Genomic DNA, 17375 nt, shown 5'->3' with positions numbered 1-17375 from the left:
AGTCGATCGAGCGTGCCTTATTGCACGATCTCGATCGGCTTGGGCACGCGGCGAACATGTTCGCGCCACACGATGTAAAGCCCGCTGGCAATGATGATCGGTGCGCCGATCCAGGTCCACAGGCCCGGCAGCGCGCCGAACACCAGCCAGCCGGTGGCGGTCGCCCAGAGCAGGCTGGAATAGTCCATCGGCACGACCACCGACACCGGGCCAAGCCGCAAGGCGGCGGTCATCGCCAGTTGCGCGACACCGCCGAGCAGGCCCACGCCGGCGAGCAAGAGCCAGACGATGGCATCGTGCGGCTGCCGGGCGAAGGCATAGTTCAGCCCCAGCGGCACCAGCGACAGCGTCGAAAACCAGAAGACGATGGTCAGCGGCGTATCGGTCTTCGAGATCTGGCGCAGCAGGATCGAGATACAGGCCGTAAGGAAGGCGCCGGCCAGGCCGAAGCCAGCGCCCCATAACGGAAAATGCGCCCCGCCCGGCTGGGCGACAATCAGCACGCCGCCAAATCCAGCCAGCACGGCCAGCCAGCGATGCCAGCCGGTCGGTTCGCGCAGCACCAGTGCGCCCAGGATGGTGGCGAAGATCGGCATGGTGAAGCCGATCGTGGTCGATTCGGCGAGCGGGAGCGCGAGGATCGCGCGGAAAGTACACGCCATCGCGCTCAGCCCCACCACCATGCGCAGCAGATGCGCCGGCAGCCGCTGCGTCTTGACGGAGGCCAGCCCCGGGCCGGCGCCGATGATCGCCAGCATCAGCACGGCCGCGCCGCCCTGGCGGAAGAACATGATCTCGCCCAGGCTGGCGCCGTGCGCTTCGCTCAGTTTGATCAGCACGTTCATGCAGGCAAACACGCCAACCGAGGCCAGGCGCAGGCCGATCGCGGGCAGCAGACGGTCGGTGGACGCGGTACTCATGTTGCGTCCCCTTCCGACCAATGCGTCATTTGCGTGTGAGATTGATCCGTTCCGGCGGCAAGCCGCGCCGTAATGGCTGCGTCGCTTCTACACGGGTGAGGGACGAATGGCAGGGGGCGGGGCATGGAATTTCGGCTGCTCGTGCGGGGTGATCGCGCCTGTTTCCGGCGGCCGGAATTCGCCGACGATCTGGTCAGCTACGATGTCATCACGCCCCCGACCGCGCGCGAGATTTTCGATGCGATCTACAGCGGGCCGGCGCTGCGTTGGCGGATCGACGAAATCCGTGTGTTGGCGCCGCTGCGGTCGACCTGGATGTCGCTGGCCGAGATCGAGCACGGCGCGGGCGTGCCGGGCATCGTCGCCGGGCGGCGCGACCGGCGCATGGCGCATGTGCTGCGCGACCTGGCCTATGTCGTCACTGCGCATGTCGGCGACCTGCCCGGCGCGACGCTGGCCGCCGAGGCGTTTCGCGACCGCGCGGCGCGCCAGCAGTTCGGGCGCCAGCCATGCCTGGGGCATCGCAGCTTTCTGGCCGCGATTACCTTGCTCGATCGCGAGGATCCGTGGCCCGATAGCGCGTGGGCGGGCAGCGGCGCGATCGATCTTGGTTGGATGCTGTACGATGGCGCGCGCGACGGTGACGGTTCGCGCTTCTTTCGCCCGATCATGATCGACGGGGTGATCGACCTGCGCCGGCGCGAGTCGCTGATCCTTGCGGGATAGCCGTCGGGGCCGTATCGCCTGGCGCCATGATCAAACGCGCACTTCCCGTCACCCGCGAGGCCGATTTTTCCGCCTGGTACCAGTCCGTCATCACCGAGGCCGACCTCGCCGAGGAATCTGGCGTGCGTGGCTGCATGGTCATCCGGCCATGGGGCTACGGCATCTGGGAGCGGATCCAGCGCCTGCTCGACGACCGTATCAAGGCGACGGGGCATGAGAATTGCTATTTCCCGCTGTTCATCCCGCTTTCGTATTTCGAGAAGGAGGCCGAACATGTCGAAGGCTTCGCCAAGGAAATGGCGGTGGTCACGCATCACCGGCTGGTCAGCGATGGCAAGGGTGGGTTGAAGCCCGATCCGACCGCCAAGCTGGAGGAGCCGCTGGTCGTCCGGCCGACCTCGGAAACCGTTATCGGCATGGCGTTCGCGCGCTGGGTGCAATCGTGGCGCGACCTGCCGGTGCTGATCAACCAATGGGCCAATGTGGTGCGCTGGGAAATGCGCACGCGCATGTTCCTGCGCACGTCCGAATTCCTGTGGCAGGAAGGGCATACTGCGCATGCTACCGAGGCCGAGGCGGTCGAAGAGACGCTGAAAATGCTCGAAGTGTATCGCAGCTTCGCCGAGGAGTGCGTCGCGCTGCCGGTGGTGGCCGGCGAGAAGCCCGAGAATGAGCGTTTCCCCGGCGCCGTCGCTACCTATTCGATCGAGGCGATGATGCAGGATGGCAAGGCGCTGCAGGCCGGCACCTCGCATTTCCTCGGCACCAATTTCGCGAGCGCGCAGAATATCCGCTTTCAAAATGCCGCGGGCGAGCTCGAACTCGCACAAACGACGAGCTGGGGCATGTCGACGCGGATGATCGGCGGGCTGATCATGGTCCACGGCGATGACGATGGGCTGCGCGTGCCGCCGCGCGTGGCGCCATGGCAGGTGGTGATCGTGCCTATGCTGCGCGATCAGCCCGAGGACGAAGCGATCGTCGACTATTGCAAGAACGTGCAGTCCGAGTTGGCCAAGCAATCTGCACTGGGCGAGCCGGTGCGCGCGCTGCTCGATATCAAATTCGGCAAGGCGGCGACCAAGCGCTGGGGTTGGGTCAAGAAAGGCGCGCCGATCATCATCGAAATAGGCGGGCGCGATGTGGCCGGCGGCAATCTCTCGGTGATCCGGCGCGATAGCCTGTACCAGGAGAGCGGCAAGCTCGACAGCGCAGTCGTGGCCCGCGCCGACTTCGTCGGCAGTGTTGGCACGCTGCTCGAGGAGATCCAGGCGGCATTGTTCGACGAGGCGCATGCCCGGCTCCGCGCCAACATCGCGCCGGTGGAGGATTGGGCCGGCGTCGAGGCGACGTTCGGTGAGGGCGTGAAGAACCCCGGCTGGGTCGATGTGCCCTGGTCGAAGCCGACCGGCGTGGCGCTCGATGCGGTGGTCGAGCGGCTGAAAGCGCTCAAGCTGACGATCCGCAACGCCCCGATGGGGCAGACGGGCCATCCCGACCAAGCCGGGGGCGCAGCGACCTGCATCTTCACCGGCGCGCCGGCGGTGGAGCGCGTGCTGATCGGGCGCAGTTACTAAAGGCGGCCGCCGGGCATCATGTGCCCGGCGGCACAGTGCTTAGTGCTTGAGCGCGGCGAGCAGCGTCTCTGCGGCCTTGGCCGACGAGGCAGGGTTCTGCCCGGTGATCAACAACCCGTCCGACACGACATGAACGCCCCAATCCTCGGTCTTCGAATAGACGCCGCCGCGCTCGGCGAGCATATCCTCGACCAGGAACGGCACCACATCGGTCAGGCCGACGGTCGCCTCTTCGCTGTTGGTGAAGCCTGTGACCGACTTGCCCTTGACCAGCGGCGCGCCATCCGCCGCCTGCACATCGCGCAGCACGCCGGGTGCATGGCACACCAGGGCGATCGGCTTGCCGGCAGCCAGCGTGTTTTCGATCAGCGCGATCGATGCCGCATCATTAGCGAGATCCCATAGCGGGCCGTGGCCGCCGGGGTAGAATACCGCATCATAGTTCGCGATATCCATGTCGGCGAGCACCTGCGTGGCGGCGAGGGCAGTGGTCGCCTCGGTATCCGCCTCGAACCGGCGCGTGGCCTCGGTCTGCGCGTCGGGCGCGGCGCTGTTTGGATCAAGCGGTGGCTGCCCGCCCTTGGGCGAGACCAGGGTGAGCTCGGCACCGGCATCCTTAAACACGTAATAGGGGGCGGCGAGCTCTTCCAGCCAGAAGCCGGTCTTTTTGCCGGTATCGCCGAGATCGGCATGCGACGTGAGGACGACGAGGATTTTCAACATAGGTCTCCGATGTCAGCCGCTTTGGGCGGCGGTCAGGGTATCGCTTCCCCATGTAGTGCGTTGTCCGGGCGTTACGACGCCCCGACGCTATCTCTGCGGGGCCGTCGCGATTTGTGCGCCGACATGCAGTTCGCCGCGCGCTTCGGCGAGCTGCACCTGGCGGTGGCGTTCGGCATAGCCCGCGCGCTGCGTGGCATCGCGCGCGTCGTGACACGCCGGGCAGCTGACACCTTCCTCGTATAGCAGCGACTGGCGCTCCGCAGCGCTTACCGGCATGCGGCAGGCGTGGCACAGGCTGTGCGTGCCGAGCGCTAAGCCGTGGTCGACGCTCACGCGCTGGTCGAACACGAAGCATTCGCCCTGCCAGCGGCTTTGCTCCGCCGGCACCTGCTCGAGATATTTGAGGATGCCGCCTTCGAGGTGATGGACGTCGTCGATCCCCTCCGCTTTCAGGAAGGCGGTCGATTTCTCGCAGCGGATGCCGCCGGTGCAGAACATCGCGATGGTCTTGCCGACGAACTCCTCGCGGTGGTCGCGGAACCAGGCGGGGAAGTCGCTGAAGCTGTGCGTCTGCGGATCGATCGCGCCTTCAAACGAGCCGACGCGGACTTCGTAATCGTTGCGCGTGTCGATCACGACCGTGTCGGGGCGGTCGATCAGCGCGTTCCAGTCGGCCGGTTTGACGTAGTGGCCGGTGCCGGTGAGCGGATCGATATCGGGTTCGCCCATCGTCACGATCTCGCGCTTAAGTCGGACTTTAAGGCGCAGGAAGGGCGGGGTTTCCGCCATGCTGTCCTTGACCTCGAGACCCGCACAGTCGGGCAGGGTGCGGATATGATCCAGGACGGCGTCGATCGCTTCTGGCCGGCCCGCGATCGTGCCGTTGATCCCTTCCCGGGCGAGCAACAGCGTGCCCTTCACGCCGTGGTCGGTGCACACCGCCAGCAGCGGCGCACGCAACGCGGCAGGATCAGGGAAGCGCGCGAAGCGGTAGAGCGCGGTGACGCGCATCGGGTGGGGGGCGGCCATATCGCCTGGCGCTTTACGGCCGCCCCCCGCCGCTGGCAATTATGCCGCCTTCAGCGACTGCATGTCGATGACGAAGCGATACTTCACATCGCTCTTGAGCATGCGCTCATACGCGCCGTCGATGCTCTGGATATCGATCATCTCGATATCCGCGGTCAGGCCGTGCTCGACGCAGAAGTCGAGCATGTCCTGCGTTTCCTGGATCCCGCCGATCAGCGAGCCGGCGATCGCGCGACGCTTGAACACCAGCGCGCCGACGCTGGGCGAGGGATGCGGCGTCTCGGGCACGCCGACCAAGGTCATCGTGCCATCGCGCTTGAGCAGGGCCAAAAACGGATCGAGATCGTGCGCGGCGGCGACGGTGTTGAGGATGAAATCGAAGCTGTTGGCGTGCGCGGCCATGGCGTCGTCGTCCTTGGACACGACCAGGTCGGTGGCGCCGAGCCGCTTGGCGTCCTCGCGCTTGCCGGGCGAGGTGCTGAACACATAGACGTCGGCACCCATCGCCTTGGCGATCTTGACGCCCATATGGCCAAGCCCGCCCAGGCCGACCACGCCGACCTTCTGGCCTGGCCCGACCTTCCAGTGATGCAGCGGCGAATAGGTCGTGATGCCGGCGCACAGCAACGGCGCGACGGCGGGGAGATCGGCCTCGTCATGCCCGACCTTGAGCACGAAATCCTGCTTGACCACGATATGGTCGGAATAGCCGCCGAACGTATAGCCGCCCGATACCGTGTCCGGCGCGTCATAAGTGCCAACAAAGCCGGTCGTCTCGCAATATTGCTCTTCGCCATCGCTGCAGGACGGGCAGTGGCCGCAGCTATCGACCATGCAGCCGACGCCGGCGAGATCGCCGATCGCGAACTTGGTCACCGCGCTGCCCACCGCGGAGACGCGGCCGACAATCTCATGGCCGGGGACGCACGGATAATTGACCGAGCCCCATTCGCCGCGCGCGGTGTGCAGGTCGGAATGGCACACGCCGCAGAACAGGACGTCGATCGCGACGTCATCGGGCAGGGGATCGCGGCGTTCGAACGAAAAGGGGGCGAACGGCGCGTCGGCGGACGGCGCCGCAAAGGCGTGGGCGGTGGTGGTGATACGGAATTCCCGGGGTTAGGCGTGGGGCAGCGTCCGGTAGATGGCCCTCGCGCTGCCGGTCACAAGGTGCGCGCGCGAGAATTCCGCTCAAACGAGCGGCGTGCCGGTCAGGCGAAGGCGGTCGACCACCACGTCTCGAAGCGACTGCGCTGTTCGGCCGTCAGATGCAGCCCGATCTTGCTGCGCCGCATCAGCGCATCGTCGGGCGCGCGCGCCCATTCGCGGTCGTGCATCCAGCGCGCCTCGAGCGCGGTCAGCCCGGCGCCGAAATCCTCGCCCAGGCCGGCAGCATCGGTGACGCCGGCCAGCATCTCGCCGAGCTGCTCGCCATAAGCATGCGCCATACGCTCGCTGCGCGCCGCGCCGAGGAACGGCCAGGTGGCGCGGGTGTGCGCGAGCAATGCGGTCCAAGCGGCGATCGGCGCCCCGGGGAACGGCCGGTCGCGGGTCGGCTTGGTGGCGGTAAAGCCGAGCGGGGCGGCGAGCTTGGCGAGCGCTTCCTCGGCCAGATGACGCGCGGTGGTGATCTTGCCGCCGAAGATCGACAGCAAAGCGGGGCCATTGGTGTCGAGTTCGAGCACGTAATCGCGCGTCACCGCTTTCGCGTCGCTGGCGCCGTCGTCGTACAGCGGGCGGACGCCGGACCAGGTGGAGGTGACGTCGACAGGGCCGATCTGCTGCGTGAAGTGCAGGTTCACCGCGTCGCATAGATAGGCGATCTCGTCCGCGTCGATCTGCGCGTCTTCGGGCCGCTCGACCGGAATGTCGGTGGTGCCGATTTCGGTAAAGTCGCCCTGATAGGGGATGGCGAAGACGATACGGCGATCGGGCTGTTGCAGGATATAGGCGTGGTCGCCGTCGAACAATTTTGGCACGACGATGTGGCTGCCCTTGACCAGGCGTATATTGCTCGCCGCGTTGACGCCGAGGCTGCCGAGCATCTGGTGGACCCAGGGGCCGGCGGCGTTGACGATCGCGCGCGCCTCGACCGTGCGCCAGTCGGACAAGGTCGCGCGCCACACGCCATCCTCGCGCCGGGCCGATTCGAGCGCAACGCCGACCAGCACTTCCGCGCCATTGGCGGCGGCATCCACTGCGTTGAGCAGGGTCAGCCGCGAATCATCGACGAAGGCGTCGGAATAGACGAAGCCCTTATGCCCGCCTTTCAGCGGCGCGGCATAGGCGGTGTCGCTCTTGCGCAGCCCACGCGAGCGCGCCAGCGTCATCTTGCCGCCGAGGAAATCGTAGAGATACAGGCCGAGCCGTACCATCCACCATGGGCGGACGGCGTTTTCGTGCGGCAGCACGAAGCGCATTGGGCGAATGATGTGCGGCGCGGCTTTGACCAGCCGTTCGCGCTCGCGCAGCGCCTCGGCGACCAGCTTGAAATCGTAATATTCGAGATAGCGCAGCCCGCCATGGATCAGCTTGGTCGAGGCAGACGAAGTGTGCGCGGCGAGATCGTCGCGCTCGACCAGCAGGACCTTGAGGCCATTGAGCGCCGCCTCGCGCGCGATCGCGCAGCCGTTGATACCGCCGCCGATGATGAGGAGATCGTAAGTCACCGCTGTCATCTAGCGGATGGGCCGGCGGGCGACTACCCGGCAATCGGGCGGGATGATGCTATCGGAGTCGAGCGCCTCGACGCATTAGCGGCCAGTCGGCTTACGCCCCAATCGTGGACATTGGCGCCGGCTAACCTGTCCCTGCAAGGTCACACGACCTATTTTGAAGCCGTATCCTCTTTGTAGGCAATCTCTCGGTTATGATCACGAACCCAATGTGATTCTACCGGAGGCTCGGCCGCAGGATCGTAGCGCGCCCGACGCCAAAACTCGAAAATCCTCAGCTCAGTGAAGCCCATCGACTCGCCTCCACAACTTTCTTCGGCATCGGATGAGTGGGAAGGTGGATCACCATGGAGAGGTAGGTGCTGCCCGGGGTGCCAGGCATTGGGGCTATATTGGCCGATATTGAACTTTCGGAAGCACATTTGGCATTCGACCTCCATCAGGACGACTTCCTGAGCATAAACATCAAGATCGTCGGGCCTGAAGCTGCGATAGCGGGGGACACCCTCCAGCCACCAGTTGGGCGGCTCAGCGATGCGCTTGGTGATGTCGTCGTAACTGATGTGCATGGGACCTGATTACTCCGTCCGGGAGACAGCGGCGGCTATAGCAGATTTCATCCTTGAAGCGGCTCTTCTGCTTCCCACCACCTATCGCCATTTACGATAGCGCGAGGGCGTGAGTGTCTGATAGCCGACCGAAGGTTTCGGGAGAAAAAGCTCCCCGGCAAAGATCGCCCAATTGTCGCCGTTTGAAGCGCCGCACCAGCTTCCCGATTGCAGACGTTCGTTCGACGATGCATCGTCGTTCGATGCAACATTCTTCGATAGTCGCGTTCTTGACAGGCAAACTCTCTCCCGAGGCGTTGGCCGAAGAGATTGCCGCTGAAGTCGCCGCGTTCAGGGACGCTCTCCGTTTGACCGCGATCGGCCACATCGCCGTTTCCGATGGGCCACAGTTTCTTATCACCAAAGACGCAGCCCGACGCTTGCTGGAGGCAGTCCTAGACCAGCGCCTGCCTTTCACCGCGGCCAACTATGTTGCCGACTGCATCATTATGAATAATGATTTCGACTTCGCGGACGATGCCGCGCGAGACGCCATTCACTATATTGAAGATGACAGTGGAAAAATCATTGCGCAGGATGACCATTGGCAACCGCCCCGAGATGAGACGCTGGCAGCCATCGCGTTGCTGGATTGAACGTCCGCTGCCTTACACTCAATTCTCAAAAGCAGCCTGACCGCTTCCCACCCAAAATCCGCCCTTCAGCATGCCGCACCGCCGAGACTAGCAACGTTCGACCGGCGGCAAATTCCGAACCACCTAAGAGGCGGCGATTGGGATGGGGTGTCGGCCGATTGCCGGTCGTGCGGGGTGGGGCGGCACCAACGGCACCTCGGTTCCCATCCGTCGCGCAACAGATTGACCGCGAGCGAGTCGGCTTGTATAGGCGCGGCTGCTTGGAGGGCCCTTGTGCCTCCTGGGCAAGCTTGAACATTGCTGGATGCATTCCAGGGCCCGGGGGGCGGTAACGCCTCTAACGGTCCTTTTTGTATTCCTCGGCGCTTTAGGGCTCCAGCAAAGTAACCATTTGAAAGGTGAAGGCTTCAATGCCGACGATTAACCAGCTGGTCCGCAAGGGCCGCGATCCGCAGAAGGCCAAGTCCAAGGTCCCTGCGATGGAACAGAACCCGCAGAAGCGCGGCGTTTGCACGCGCGTTTACACGACGACCCCGAAGAAGCCGAACTCGGCTCTGCGCAAGGTGGCCAAGGTTCGCCTGACCAACCAGCGCGAAGTGATTTCGTACATTCCGGGCGAAGGCCACAATCTCCAGGAGCACTCGGTGGTCCTGATCCGTGGCGGTCGTGTTCGCGATCTTCCCGGTGTGCGCTATCACGTCCTGCGCGGTGTGCTTGATACACAGGGTGTGAAGGATCGTCGCCAGTCGCGTTCCAAGTACGGCGCCAAGCGTCCTAAATAACAGCCAGAGTAAGCCCCGGACAGGGTGCCCATCAAAGTATCGCTTTGATGGGGCCCACACGTTCCGGACCAGCTGAAGAACGAAGGAATTTGAAATGGCACGTCGTCGTCGCCCAGAAAAGCGTATCATCCTCCCCGATCCTAAATACGGTGATGAGGTTCTCTCCAAGTTCATGAATTCGGTTATGCTCGACGGCAAGAAGTCCGTCGCTGAATTGATCGTTTATGGTGCGCTCGAGACCGTCGAGACCCGCGCCAAGAAGGATCCGCTCAGCGTGTTTCATGACGCGCTGAACAACGTGAAGCCGAACATCGAAGTGCGTAGCCGCCGCGTGGGTGGTGCTACCTATCAGGTGCCGGTCGAAGTGCGCTTCGAGCGTTCGCAGGCTTTGGCCATTCGCTGGCTGATCGGTGCGGCGCGTAACCGCAGCGAGAACACGATGGCCGCACGGCTGTCGGGCGAGCTGCTGGATGCGGCCAACAACCGTGGCAACGCGGTGAAGAAGCGCGAAGACACGCATCGCATGGCCGAAGCCAACCGCGCCTTCTCGCACTATCGCTGGTAACGGCGGTGCTGGTTGGGGCGTGCCGGCAATGTCGGCGGGCCTTCCTCCGGTAACGTAAACTACCTATATCGGATGAGCCGGGGGCAACCCCGGCTTCTCCACATCCAAGGAATAACGATCATGGCCCGCAGCCATCCGCTCGACCGCTATCGCAACATCGGCATCATGGCGCATATCGACGCCGGTAAGACGACGACGACCGAGCGCATCCTCTATTACACCGGCAAGTCCTACAAGATCGGCGAAGTGCATGAAGGCACCGCGACGATGGACTGGATGGAGCAGGAGCAGGAGCGCGGGATCACGATCACGTCCGCCGCAACGACGTGCAAATGGCGCGCCGAAGAGGGCAAGGGCGAAGAGCATCTGATCAACATCATCGACACCCCCGGCCACGTCGACTTCACCATTGAAGTCGAGCGTTCGCTGCGTGTGCTCGATGGCGCGGTTGCTTGCTTCGATGGCGTTGCCGGTGTCGAGCCGCAGTCCGAGACCGTGTGGCGTCAGGCTGACAAATATGGCGTGCCGCGCATGTGCTTCATCAACAAGCTCGATCGCACCGGCGCCGACTTCTATTTCTGCGTCCAGTCGATCATCGATCGCCTCGGCGCGCGTCCGGCCGTGCTGTATCTGCCGATCGGCATCGAAGGCGGCTTCAAGGGCTTGGTCGATCTGGTCGAGAACCGCGCGATCATCTGGCTCGAAGAGAGCCTCGGCGCCAAGTTCGAATATCAGGACATTCCTGAGGACATGGTCGAGAAGGCCGCTAAGTATCGTAGCGACCTGATCGAAATGGCCGTCGAGCAAGACGACGACCTAATGGAAGCCTATCTCGAGGGCAACGAGCCGAGCACGGTCGACCTTAAGAAGCTGATCCGCAAGGGCGCGCTTGCTATGGCCTTCGTGCCGGTGGTGTGCGGCTCGGCGTTCAAGAACAAGGGCGTTCAGCCTTTGCTCGACGCCGTGGTCGACTATCTGCCGAGCCCGCTCGACGTTCCCGCCATTCAGGGCCTCAAGCTTGACGGCGTGACGCCGGACGAGCGCGCCTCGTCGGATGACGTGCCGTTCTCGGCGCTGGCGTTCAAGATCATGAACGATCCGTTCGTGGGTACGCTGACCTTCGCCCGCATCTATTCGGGCAAGCTGGAGACCGCCTCGCAGGTCACCAACTCGGTCAAGGACAAGAAGGAAAAGGTCGGCCGCATGCTGCTCATGCATGCCAACGAGCGTGAGGACATCCAGGTGGCCTATGCCGGCGACATCGTCGCTCTGGCGGGTCTCAAGGACACCACGACCGGCGACACGCTGTGCGCGATGAACGCCCCGATCATTCTCGAGCGGATGGAATTCCCCGAGCCGGTGATCGAGCTGTCGGTGGAGCCGAAGACCAAGGCCGACCAGGAAAAGATGGGCATCGCGCTCAATCGCCTGGCACGCGAAGATCCGTCGTTCCGCGTGTCCTCGGACGCCGAGAGCGGCCAGACCATCATCAAGGGCATGGGCGAGCTCCATCTCGAGATTCTGGTCGATCGCATGAAGCGCGAGTTCAAGGTCGAGGCCAATGTCGGCGCGCCGCAGGTGGCGTATCGCGAATATCTCAAGAAGCCGGTCGACGTCGATTACACGCACAAGAAGCAGTCGGGTGGTACCGGTCAGTTCGGCCGCGTGAAGGTCAAGGTCACGCCGGGCGAGCGCGGTTCGGGCATCGTCTTCAAGGACGAGATCAAGGGCGGTAATATTCCCAAGGAATATATTCCGGCGATCGAAAAGGGTTTCCGCGAAACGGCGGCCACGGGTTCGCTGGTCGGCTTCCCGATCATCGATTTCGAGATCCTGGTCTATGACGGCGCGTACCATGACGTCGATTCGTCGGCGCTGGCGTTCGAAATCTGTGCCCGCGGCGCGATGCGCGAAGTAGCGCAGAAGTCGGGCATTACGCTGCTCGAGCCGGTCATGAAGGTCGAGGTCGTCACGCCCGAGGATTATCTGGGTGACGTGATCGGCGATCTCAACAGCCGCCGTGGCCAGATCCAGGGCACCGATACGCGCGGCAACGCGCAGTCGGTGGACGCGATGGTCCCGCTGGCCAACATGTTCGGCTATGTGAACGCGCTGCGCTCGTTCACGCAGGGACGGGCCAACTATTCGATGCAATTCTCGCATTATGAGGAAGTGCCGTCGAACGTGGCTGACGAAGTTAAGGCGAAATTGGCCTGATCCGGCTCGCGCTAGGGCTGGCGTAACATCAACTAGGTCGTTAAGGGGCCACGTTCGCGTGGAGCCCCTTGGCCGCGAATCTGAATCAAGAAGAGGCGAAAATGGCAAAAGCAAAGTTTGAGCGGAACAAGCCGCATCTCAACATCGGCACCATCGGTCACGTCGATCATGGCAAGACCTCGCTGACCGCAGCGATCACCAAGGTGCTGGCCGAGACCGGCGGCGCCACGTTCACCAGCTATGCGAACATCGACAAGGCGCCGGAAGAGCGCGAGCGCGGCATCACCATCTCGACCGCGCACGTCGAGTATGAGACCGAAGCACGCCACTATGCGCACGTCGATTGCCCGGGCCACGCCGATTATGTGAAGAACATGATCACCGGTGCGGCGCAGATGGACGGCGCGATCCTCGTCGTTTCGGCAACCGATGGCCCGATGCCACAGACCCGCGAGCACATCCTGCTGGCCCGCCAGGTCGGCGTGCCGACGATGGTCGTGTTCATGAACAAGGTCGATCTGGTCGACGACGCCGAGATCCTCGAGCTGGTCGAGCTGGAAATCCGCGAGCTGCTTAGCTCGTATGATTTCGACGGCGACAACATCCCGGTCATCCAGGGTTCGGCCGTGTGCGCGCTCGACGACAAGCAGCCCGAGATCGGCCATGACGCCGTGCTCAAGCTGATGCAGGCTGTCGACACGTATCTGCCGCAGCCCGAGCGTCCGCTCGACAAGCCGTTCATGATGCCGATCGAGGACGTGTTCTCGATCTCGGGTCGCGGTACGGTCGTCACCGGTCGCGTCGAAACCGGCGTCGTCAAAGTTGGCGAGGAAGTTGAGATCGTCGGCATCCAGCCCGCCGTCCGCAAGACCACGGTCACGGGCGTCGAAATGTTCCGCAAGCTGCTCGATCAGGGCCAGGCAGGCGACAACATCGGCGCGCTGATCCGCGGCGTCGGTCGTGAAGAAGTCGAGCGTGGGCAGGTTCTCTGCAAGCCCGGCTCGATCAAGCCGCACACCGACTTCCAGTCGGAAGTGTACGTGCTGTCGAAGGAAGAGGGTGGCCGTCACACGCCGTTCTTCGCTAACTATCGCCCGCAGTTCTACTTCCGTACCACGGACGTCACCGGCACTGTCGAGCTGCCTGAGGGCACCGAAATGGTCATGCCGGGCGACAACGTCGCACTGGGCGTCAAGCTGATCGCACCGATCGCCATGGATCTGGGCCAGCGCTTCACGATCCGTGAAGGTGGCCGGACCGTCGGTTCGGGCATCGTCAGCGGCATCACCGCCTAAATCTCACGCCCGTAAGGGTTGAGATAAAGGGCCCGGTCTTCTTTAGGGAAGGCCGGGTCTTTTGCGTTGCAACGCAGTGCGGGCGAGGCAGCTCGCAACGATGCCGTTCGTCACCGCGGACCTGTTCCGCGGTCCGCTAGGCCACCAAATCGCCCGGTGGTGGAACGGATGCCTTTGTCCCGCATCCCTCGGGCGCCGCGCACCGTTGCCCGCCCGTTGCAATGTTGGACGTCGTCTACTACCTTTGCCGGGTGCTTCGACTCGTCCCATTCGCGGTCGATTTGTGCCGCGTCGCGCGTGATAGCGCCGCTCCGCCGTTGGGCGCCGTGCCGCACACTGTGGAGGGCGTAAACCTTGTAAGCTTCCGGCGGTGTAAACTTCCGCGCTCGTGTACCCCCGGGCGACACCGGCGCGCGTTCTGCGCCATGTTGTGGGCGTCCCGTGCTTTCCCGCTTGATCTCCGGTCCACGCCTGTGTAGTGGCCCGCCTTCGGTTTTTCATTCAACAGCAAGAGCGCCGGCAACGGCGCCCGCTCTTTCGCATCGGTAGGGACTTCATGGAAACGCAGAATATTCGCATTCGTCTGAAGGCGTTCGATCATCGCGTGCTCGATCAGGCGACCGGCGACATCGCCGATACCGCCCGTCGCACCGGTGCGCTCATCCGTGGTCCCATCCCGTTGCCGACGCGCATCGAGAAGTTCACGGTTAACCGCGGCCCGCATGTCGACAAGAAGTCGCGCGAGCAGTTCGAGGTGCGCACCTACAAGCGCATGTTGGACATCGTTCAGCCGACCCCGCAGACGGTAGATGCGCTGATGAAGCTCGACCTCGCCGCTGGCGTTGACGTCGAGATCAAGCTGGCGTAAAGCCGCGCTTCACGAGATTCGGCGCTGTTTCACGCAGCGCCAAATACAGGGATACCGCCGGATTATTCCGGGTCTGCGTCCCCCGACACGTTCCCTGCGGGGAGCACCAGCCCGGGTCGGGGCAGCAGTATAAAATCTATCGGGCTGATTTAGGTCTCCAGCGAGGCGCAGGCTTTGCTGGGGCCTTCACGCACCTTCGGGAATTCCCCCGGGGTGCCTCTGTTACAAGGAGCATGATCATGCGCACTGGCGTGATCGCGAAGAAAATGGGGATGACCCGCTTGTTCCGGGATGATGGGCGCCATGTGCCCGTCACCGTGCTGGCGTTGGAGAATCTTCAGGTAGTGGCCGTTCGCGAGGCCGATCGAGACGGGTATGTCGCAGTCCAATTGGGCGCGGGTACCGCGAAAGCAAAGAACGTCGCCAAGCCGCAGCGTGGCCATTTCGGCAAGGCCGAAGTTGAGCCCAAGGCGAAGGTTGCCGAATTCCGAGTTAGCGATGATGCGCTGCTCGAAGTCGGGGCGACCATTTCCGCCGACCATTATGTCGCTGGCCAGATCGTCGATATCCAGGGCGTGACCCAGGGTAAGGGCTTCGCCGGCGGCATGAAGCGTTGGGGCTTCGGTGGTCTGCGTGCGACCCACGGCGTGTCCGTTTCGCACCGTTCGCTCGGTTCGACCGGCCAGCGCCAGGATCCGGGCAAGGTCTTCAAGAACAAGAAGATGGCCGGCCAGATGGGCAACAAGAACCGCACCCAGCAGAACCTGGAAATCGTCTCGACCGACGTCGAGCGCGGCCTGATCTTCGTTAAGGGTTCGGTCCCTGGCTCGAAGGGCGGCTGGCTGCTCGTCAAGGATTCGATGAAGGTCGATCGCCATGCGGATGCGCCATATCCGGCCGGCCTGAAGCAGGTCGCCAACAACAACGATACCGCTCCTGCCGAGACGCCCGCTGAGGACACGTCGACGGTTGAAGCGACCGCTGGCCAGGAGGGCTGAACATGAAGGTCACCACTCAGTCCTTCGATGCGAACGCCACCGGCGCCGACATCGAGCTCAACGACGAGGTCTTCGGCCTCGATCCGCGCGCCGACATCCTGCACCGCGTCGTCACCTGGCAGCTCGAAAAGCGCCGCGCGACGGCACGTGGTACGCGTGAGCGCGCTGATGTTGCTCGTACCGGCAAGAAGTTCGGTCGCCAGAAGGGCGGCGGTACGGCTCGTCACGGCGATCGTCGTGCGCCGGTGTTCGTCGGCGGCGGTAAGGCACACGGTGCCCGCGTTCGTGACTTCAACCCGTCGCTGAACAAGAAGGTTCGTGCGCTGGGCCTGAAGATGGCGCTCAGCAGCCACGCCAAGGCGGGCACGTTGGTCGTCATGGACAGCCTGACGGTTGAAGAGAACAAGACCAAGACGCTGCTGGCGAATTGGGCGAACCTCGGCTTCGGCAAGACCGCACTCGTGATCGATGGCGATGCCGTCGAGCAGAGCTTCGCGCTTGCTGCTGGCAACGTCCACACGATCAACGTTCTGCCGGCCGCCGGTGCGAACGTTTACGACATCCTGAAGCACGACACGCTGGTCTTGACCCGCGCTGCCGTCGAAATGCTGGAGGCGCGCTTCAATGGCTAAGAAGCAAAAGGGAGACATCGATCTGCGTCATTACGACGTGATCGTTGCCCCGCACATCACCGAAAAGGCGACCTTGCTCAGCGAGCATAACGCCGTCGTGTTCCGCGTCAGCAATGACGCGACTAAGCCTGAGATCAAGGCGGCCGTCGAGGCGCTGTTCTCGGTCAAGGTTCTGGGGGTCAATACGATCGTCCAGAAGGGCAAGACTAAGAAGTGGAAGGGCGTGCCCTACACCAAGTCCGACATCAAGAAGGCGATCGTCACGCTGGCCGATGGCCAGTCGATCGACGTGACGCAGGGGGTCAGCGCGTAATGGCACTCAAGCATTATAATCCGACCAGCCCGGCGCGCCGTGGTCTGATCCTCGTCGACCGTTCGGGTCTGCACAAGGGCGGCCCCGTCAAGGCGCTGACCGAAGGCAAGCGCAAGACCGGTGGCCGTAACAACAAGGGCCATGTCACGTCGCGCGGCATCGCCGGCGGCCACAAGCAGCGTTATCGTATCATCGATTTCAAGCGCCGCCTGTGGGAAGTCGAAGGCACGGTCGAGCGGATCGAGTATGATCCGAACCGCACCGCGTTCATCGCGCTGATCAACTACGGTGCAGATGAAGCCGGCAAGGACAACGTCGCCTATATCATCGCGCCGCAGCGCCTAGCCGTCGGTGACAAGATCATCGCCGCCAAGAAGACCGACGTGAAGCCTGGCAACGCGATGGAACTGGGCCAGATGCCGGTTGGCACGATCGTCCATAACGTCGAGATGAAGCCCGGCAAGGGTGGTCAGCTCGCACGTTCGGCCGGCACCTACGTGCAGGTCGTCGGTCGCGACAAGGGCATGGTGATGATTCGCCTGAACTCGGGCGAGCAGCGCTACATCCATGCGAACTGCATGGCGACGGTCGGTGCCGTGTCGAACCCCGACAATGGCAACACCAACCTCGCCAAGGCCGGCCGCAACCGTTGGAAGGGCATCCGCCCGCTGACGCGTGGTGTCGCCAAGAACCCGGTCGACCATCCGCACGGCGGTGGTGAAGGCCGTACCTCGGGTGGCCGTCATCCGGTTACGCCGTGGGGCAAGCCGACCAAGGGTGCTCGCACTCGTCATAACAAGTCGACCGACAAGATGATCATCCGGTCGCGTCACGCCAAGAAGAAGGGCTAA

At 63.5% G+C, this 17375-nt stretch carries 18 protein-coding genes; 12 read left to right on the top strand and 6 right to left on the bottom strand.

What is annotated here, in order from left to right:
• Positions 1 to 17: 17 nt before the first annotated feature.
• Complete coding sequence (locus U1739_RS07840) at positions 18 to 920, bottom strand: DMT family transporter (RefSeq protein ID WP_332706113.1); 903 nt, start codon at positions 918 to 920, stop codon at positions 18 to 20.
• A gap of 123 nt (positions 921 to 1043) precedes the next feature.
• Here U1739_RS07840 and cas5c point away from each other — a divergent pair, with 123 nt between their 5' ends.
• Together cas5c and proS are read left to right on the top strand one after the other, a co-directional pair.
• Complete coding sequence (cas5c, locus tag U1739_RS07835) at positions 1044 to 1646, top strand: type I-C CRISPR-associated protein Cas5c (protein ID WP_332706110.1); 603 nt, start codon at positions 1044 to 1046, stop codon at positions 1644 to 1646.
• Between the two features lie 26 nt (positions 1647 to 1672).
• Positions 1673 to 3223, top strand: a complete 1551-nt coding sequence (proS, locus tag U1739_RS07830; protein ID WP_332706107.1) for a proline--tRNA ligase — start codon at positions 1673 to 1675, stop codon at positions 3221 to 3223.
• 39 nt (positions 3224 to 3262) lie between these two features.
• Here proS and U1739_RS07825 read toward each other — a convergent pair whose 3' ends face one another.
• The 5 genes from U1739_RS07825 to U1739_RS07805 all read right to left on the bottom strand — a co-directional run bounded on the left by U1739_RS07825 (position 3263) and on the right by U1739_RS07805 (position 8219).
• On the bottom strand, positions 3263 to 3943 hold the full coding sequence (locus U1739_RS07825; protein WP_332706104.1) for a type 1 glutamine amidotransferase domain-containing protein: 681 nt from the start codon (positions 3941 to 3943) through the stop codon (positions 3263 to 3265).
• A 90-nt stretch (positions 3944 to 4033) separates the two neighbouring features.
• The gene (gene trhO / locus U1739_RS07820) at positions 4034 to 4975 is read right to left on the bottom strand and encodes an oxygen-dependent tRNA uridine(34) hydroxylase TrhO (RefSeq protein ID WP_332706101.1); all 942 of its coding nucleotides are present in this window, start codon (positions 4973 to 4975) and stop codon (positions 4034 to 4036) included.
• A 39-nt stretch (positions 4976 to 5014) separates the two neighbouring features.
• Complete coding sequence (locus tag U1739_RS07815; RefSeq protein WP_332706589.1) at positions 5015 to 6079, bottom strand: NAD(P)-dependent alcohol dehydrogenase; 1065 nt, start codon at positions 6077 to 6079, stop codon at positions 5015 to 5017.
• A gap of 107 nt (positions 6080 to 6186) precedes the next feature.
• Complete coding sequence (gene glpD / locus U1739_RS07810; protein WP_332706098.1) at positions 6187 to 7653, bottom strand: glycerol-3-phosphate dehydrogenase; 1467 nt, start codon at positions 7651 to 7653, stop codon at positions 6187 to 6189.
• A 149-nt stretch (positions 7654 to 7802) separates the two neighbouring features.
• A complete protein-coding gene (locus U1739_RS07805) occupies positions 7803 to 8219 on the bottom strand; it encodes a hypothetical protein (protein WP_332706096.1) in 417 nt (138 codons plus the stop codon).
• 182 nt (positions 8220 to 8401) lie between these two features.
• On the opposite strand from U1739_RS07805, the gene U1739_RS07800 reads away from it, so the two are divergent.
• The 10 genes from U1739_RS07800 to rplB all read left to right on the top strand — a co-directional run bounded on the left by U1739_RS07800 (position 8402) and on the right by rplB (position 17375).
• Positions 8402 to 8854 (top strand): hypothetical protein, encoded by a 453-nt coding sequence (locus U1739_RS07800; protein WP_332706093.1) that lies wholly within the window; start codon positions 8402 to 8404, stop codon positions 8852 to 8854.
• A 410-nt stretch (positions 8855 to 9264) separates the two neighbouring features.
• Positions 9265 to 9636, top strand: coding sequence for a 30S ribosomal protein S12 (gene rpsL / locus U1739_RS07795; protein ID WP_019516007.1), 372 nt, complete (start codon positions 9265 to 9267; stop codon positions 9634 to 9636).
• Between the two features lie 94 nt (positions 9637 to 9730).
• Positions 9731 to 10201 (top strand): 30S ribosomal protein S7, encoded by a 471-nt coding sequence (gene rpsG, locus U1739_RS07790; protein ID WP_332706090.1) that lies wholly within the window; start codon positions 9731 to 9733, stop codon positions 10199 to 10201.
• A 120-nt stretch (positions 10202 to 10321) separates the two neighbouring features.
• Positions 10322 to 12418 carry an elongation factor G gene (gene fusA / locus U1739_RS07785; RefSeq protein ID WP_332706087.1) on the top strand — a complete coding sequence of 699 codons (2097 nt, stop codon included), beginning with the start codon at positions 10322 to 10324 and terminating at the stop codon, positions 12416 to 12418.
• A 101-nt stretch (positions 12419 to 12519) separates the two neighbouring features.
• Positions 12520 to 13713 carry an elongation factor Tu gene (tuf, locus tag U1739_RS07780; RefSeq protein WP_332706084.1) on the top strand — a complete coding sequence of 398 codons (1194 nt, stop codon included), beginning with the start codon at positions 12520 to 12522 and terminating at the stop codon, positions 13711 to 13713.
• 556 nt (positions 13714 to 14269) lie between these two features.
• The gene (gene rpsJ / locus U1739_RS07775; RefSeq protein ID WP_332706586.1) at positions 14270 to 14581 is read left to right on the top strand and encodes a 30S ribosomal protein S10; all 312 of its coding nucleotides are present in this window, start codon (positions 14270 to 14272) and stop codon (positions 14579 to 14581) included.
• A 239-nt stretch (positions 14582 to 14820) separates the two neighbouring features.
• Complete coding sequence (gene rplC, locus U1739_RS07770) at positions 14821 to 15579, top strand: 50S ribosomal protein L3 (RefSeq protein ID WP_332706081.1); 759 nt, start codon at positions 14821 to 14823, stop codon at positions 15577 to 15579.
• 2 nt (positions 15580 to 15581) lie between these two features.
• Complete coding sequence (gene rplD, locus U1739_RS07765) at positions 15582 to 16211, top strand: 50S ribosomal protein L4 (RefSeq protein WP_332706078.1); 630 nt, start codon at positions 15582 to 15584, stop codon at positions 16209 to 16211.
• Positions 16204 to 16524: a 50S ribosomal protein L23 gene (locus U1739_RS07760; protein WP_332706075.1), complete on the top strand. Its 321-nt coding sequence runs from the start codon at positions 16204 to 16206 to the stop codon at positions 16522 to 16524. Before rplD ends, U1739_RS07760 begins: the two co-directional genes overlap by 8 nt.
• On the top strand, positions 16524 to 17375 hold the full coding sequence (rplB, locus tag U1739_RS07755; protein ID WP_261292482.1) for a 50S ribosomal protein L2: 852 nt from the start codon (positions 16524 to 16526) through the stop codon (positions 17373 to 17375). Before U1739_RS07760 ends, rplB begins: the two co-directional genes overlap by 1 nt.

The sequence above is a fragment of the Parasphingomonas puruogangriensis genome (assembly GCF_036663635.1).
Classification (GTDB): domain Bacteria; phylum Pseudomonadota; class Alphaproteobacteria; order Sphingomonadales; family Sphingomonadaceae; genus Sphingomonas.
Note: the sequence above shows the minus strand (reverse complement) of the source record. Positions and strands in the feature narration are given on the sequence as shown.

Coding starts and splice junctions, on each gene's coding strand:
- rpsJ (WP_332706586.1), top strand. CDS start 14,270: ATGGAAACGCAGAATATTCGCATTCGTCTGAAGGCGTTCGATCATCGC.
- glpD (WP_332706098.1), bottom strand. CDS start 7,653: ATGACAGCGGTGACTTACGATCTCCTCATCATCGGCGGCGGTATCAAC.
- rplC (WP_332706081.1), top strand. CDS start 14,821: ATGCGCACTGGCGTGATCGCGAAGAAAATGGGGATGACCCGCTTGTTC.
- tuf (WP_332706084.1), top strand. CDS start 12,520: ATGGCAAAAGCAAAGTTTGAGCGGAACAAGCCGCATCTCAACATCGGC.
- fusA (WP_332706087.1), top strand. CDS start 10,322: ATGGCCCGCAGCCATCCGCTCGACCGCTATCGCAACATCGGCATCATG.
- rpsL (WP_019516007.1), top strand. CDS start 9,265: ATGCCGACGATTAACCAGCTGGTCCGCAAGGGCCGCGATCCGCAGAAG.
- rpsG (WP_332706090.1), top strand. CDS start 9,731: ATGGCACGTCGTCGTCGCCCAGAAAAGCGTATCATCCTCCCCGATCCT.
- U1739_RS07760 (WP_332706075.1), top strand. CDS start 16,204: ATGGCTAAGAAGCAAAAGGGAGACATCGATCTGCGTCATTACGACGTG.
- rplD (WP_332706078.1), top strand. CDS start 15,582: ATGAAGGTCACCACTCAGTCCTTCGATGCGAACGCCACCGGCGCCGAC.
- proS (WP_332706107.1), top strand. CDS start 1,673: ATGATCAAACGCGCACTTCCCGTCACCCGCGAGGCCGATTTTTCCGCC.
- rplB (WP_261292482.1), top strand. CDS start 16,524: ATGGCACTCAAGCATTATAATCCGACCAGCCCGGCGCGCCGTGGTCTG.
- U1739_RS07805 (WP_332706096.1), bottom strand. CDS start 8,219: ATGCACATCAGTTACGACGACATCACCAAGCGCATCGCTGAGCCGCCC.
- trhO (WP_332706101.1), bottom strand. CDS start 4,975: ATGGCCGCCCCCCACCCGATGCGCGTCACCGCGCTCTACCGCTTCGCG.
- U1739_RS07840 (WP_332706113.1), bottom strand. CDS start 920: ATGAGTACCGCGTCCACCGACCGTCTGCTGCCCGCGATCGGCCTGCGC.
- cas5c (WP_332706110.1), top strand. CDS start 1,044: ATGGAATTTCGGCTGCTCGTGCGGGGTGATCGCGCCTGTTTCCGGCGG.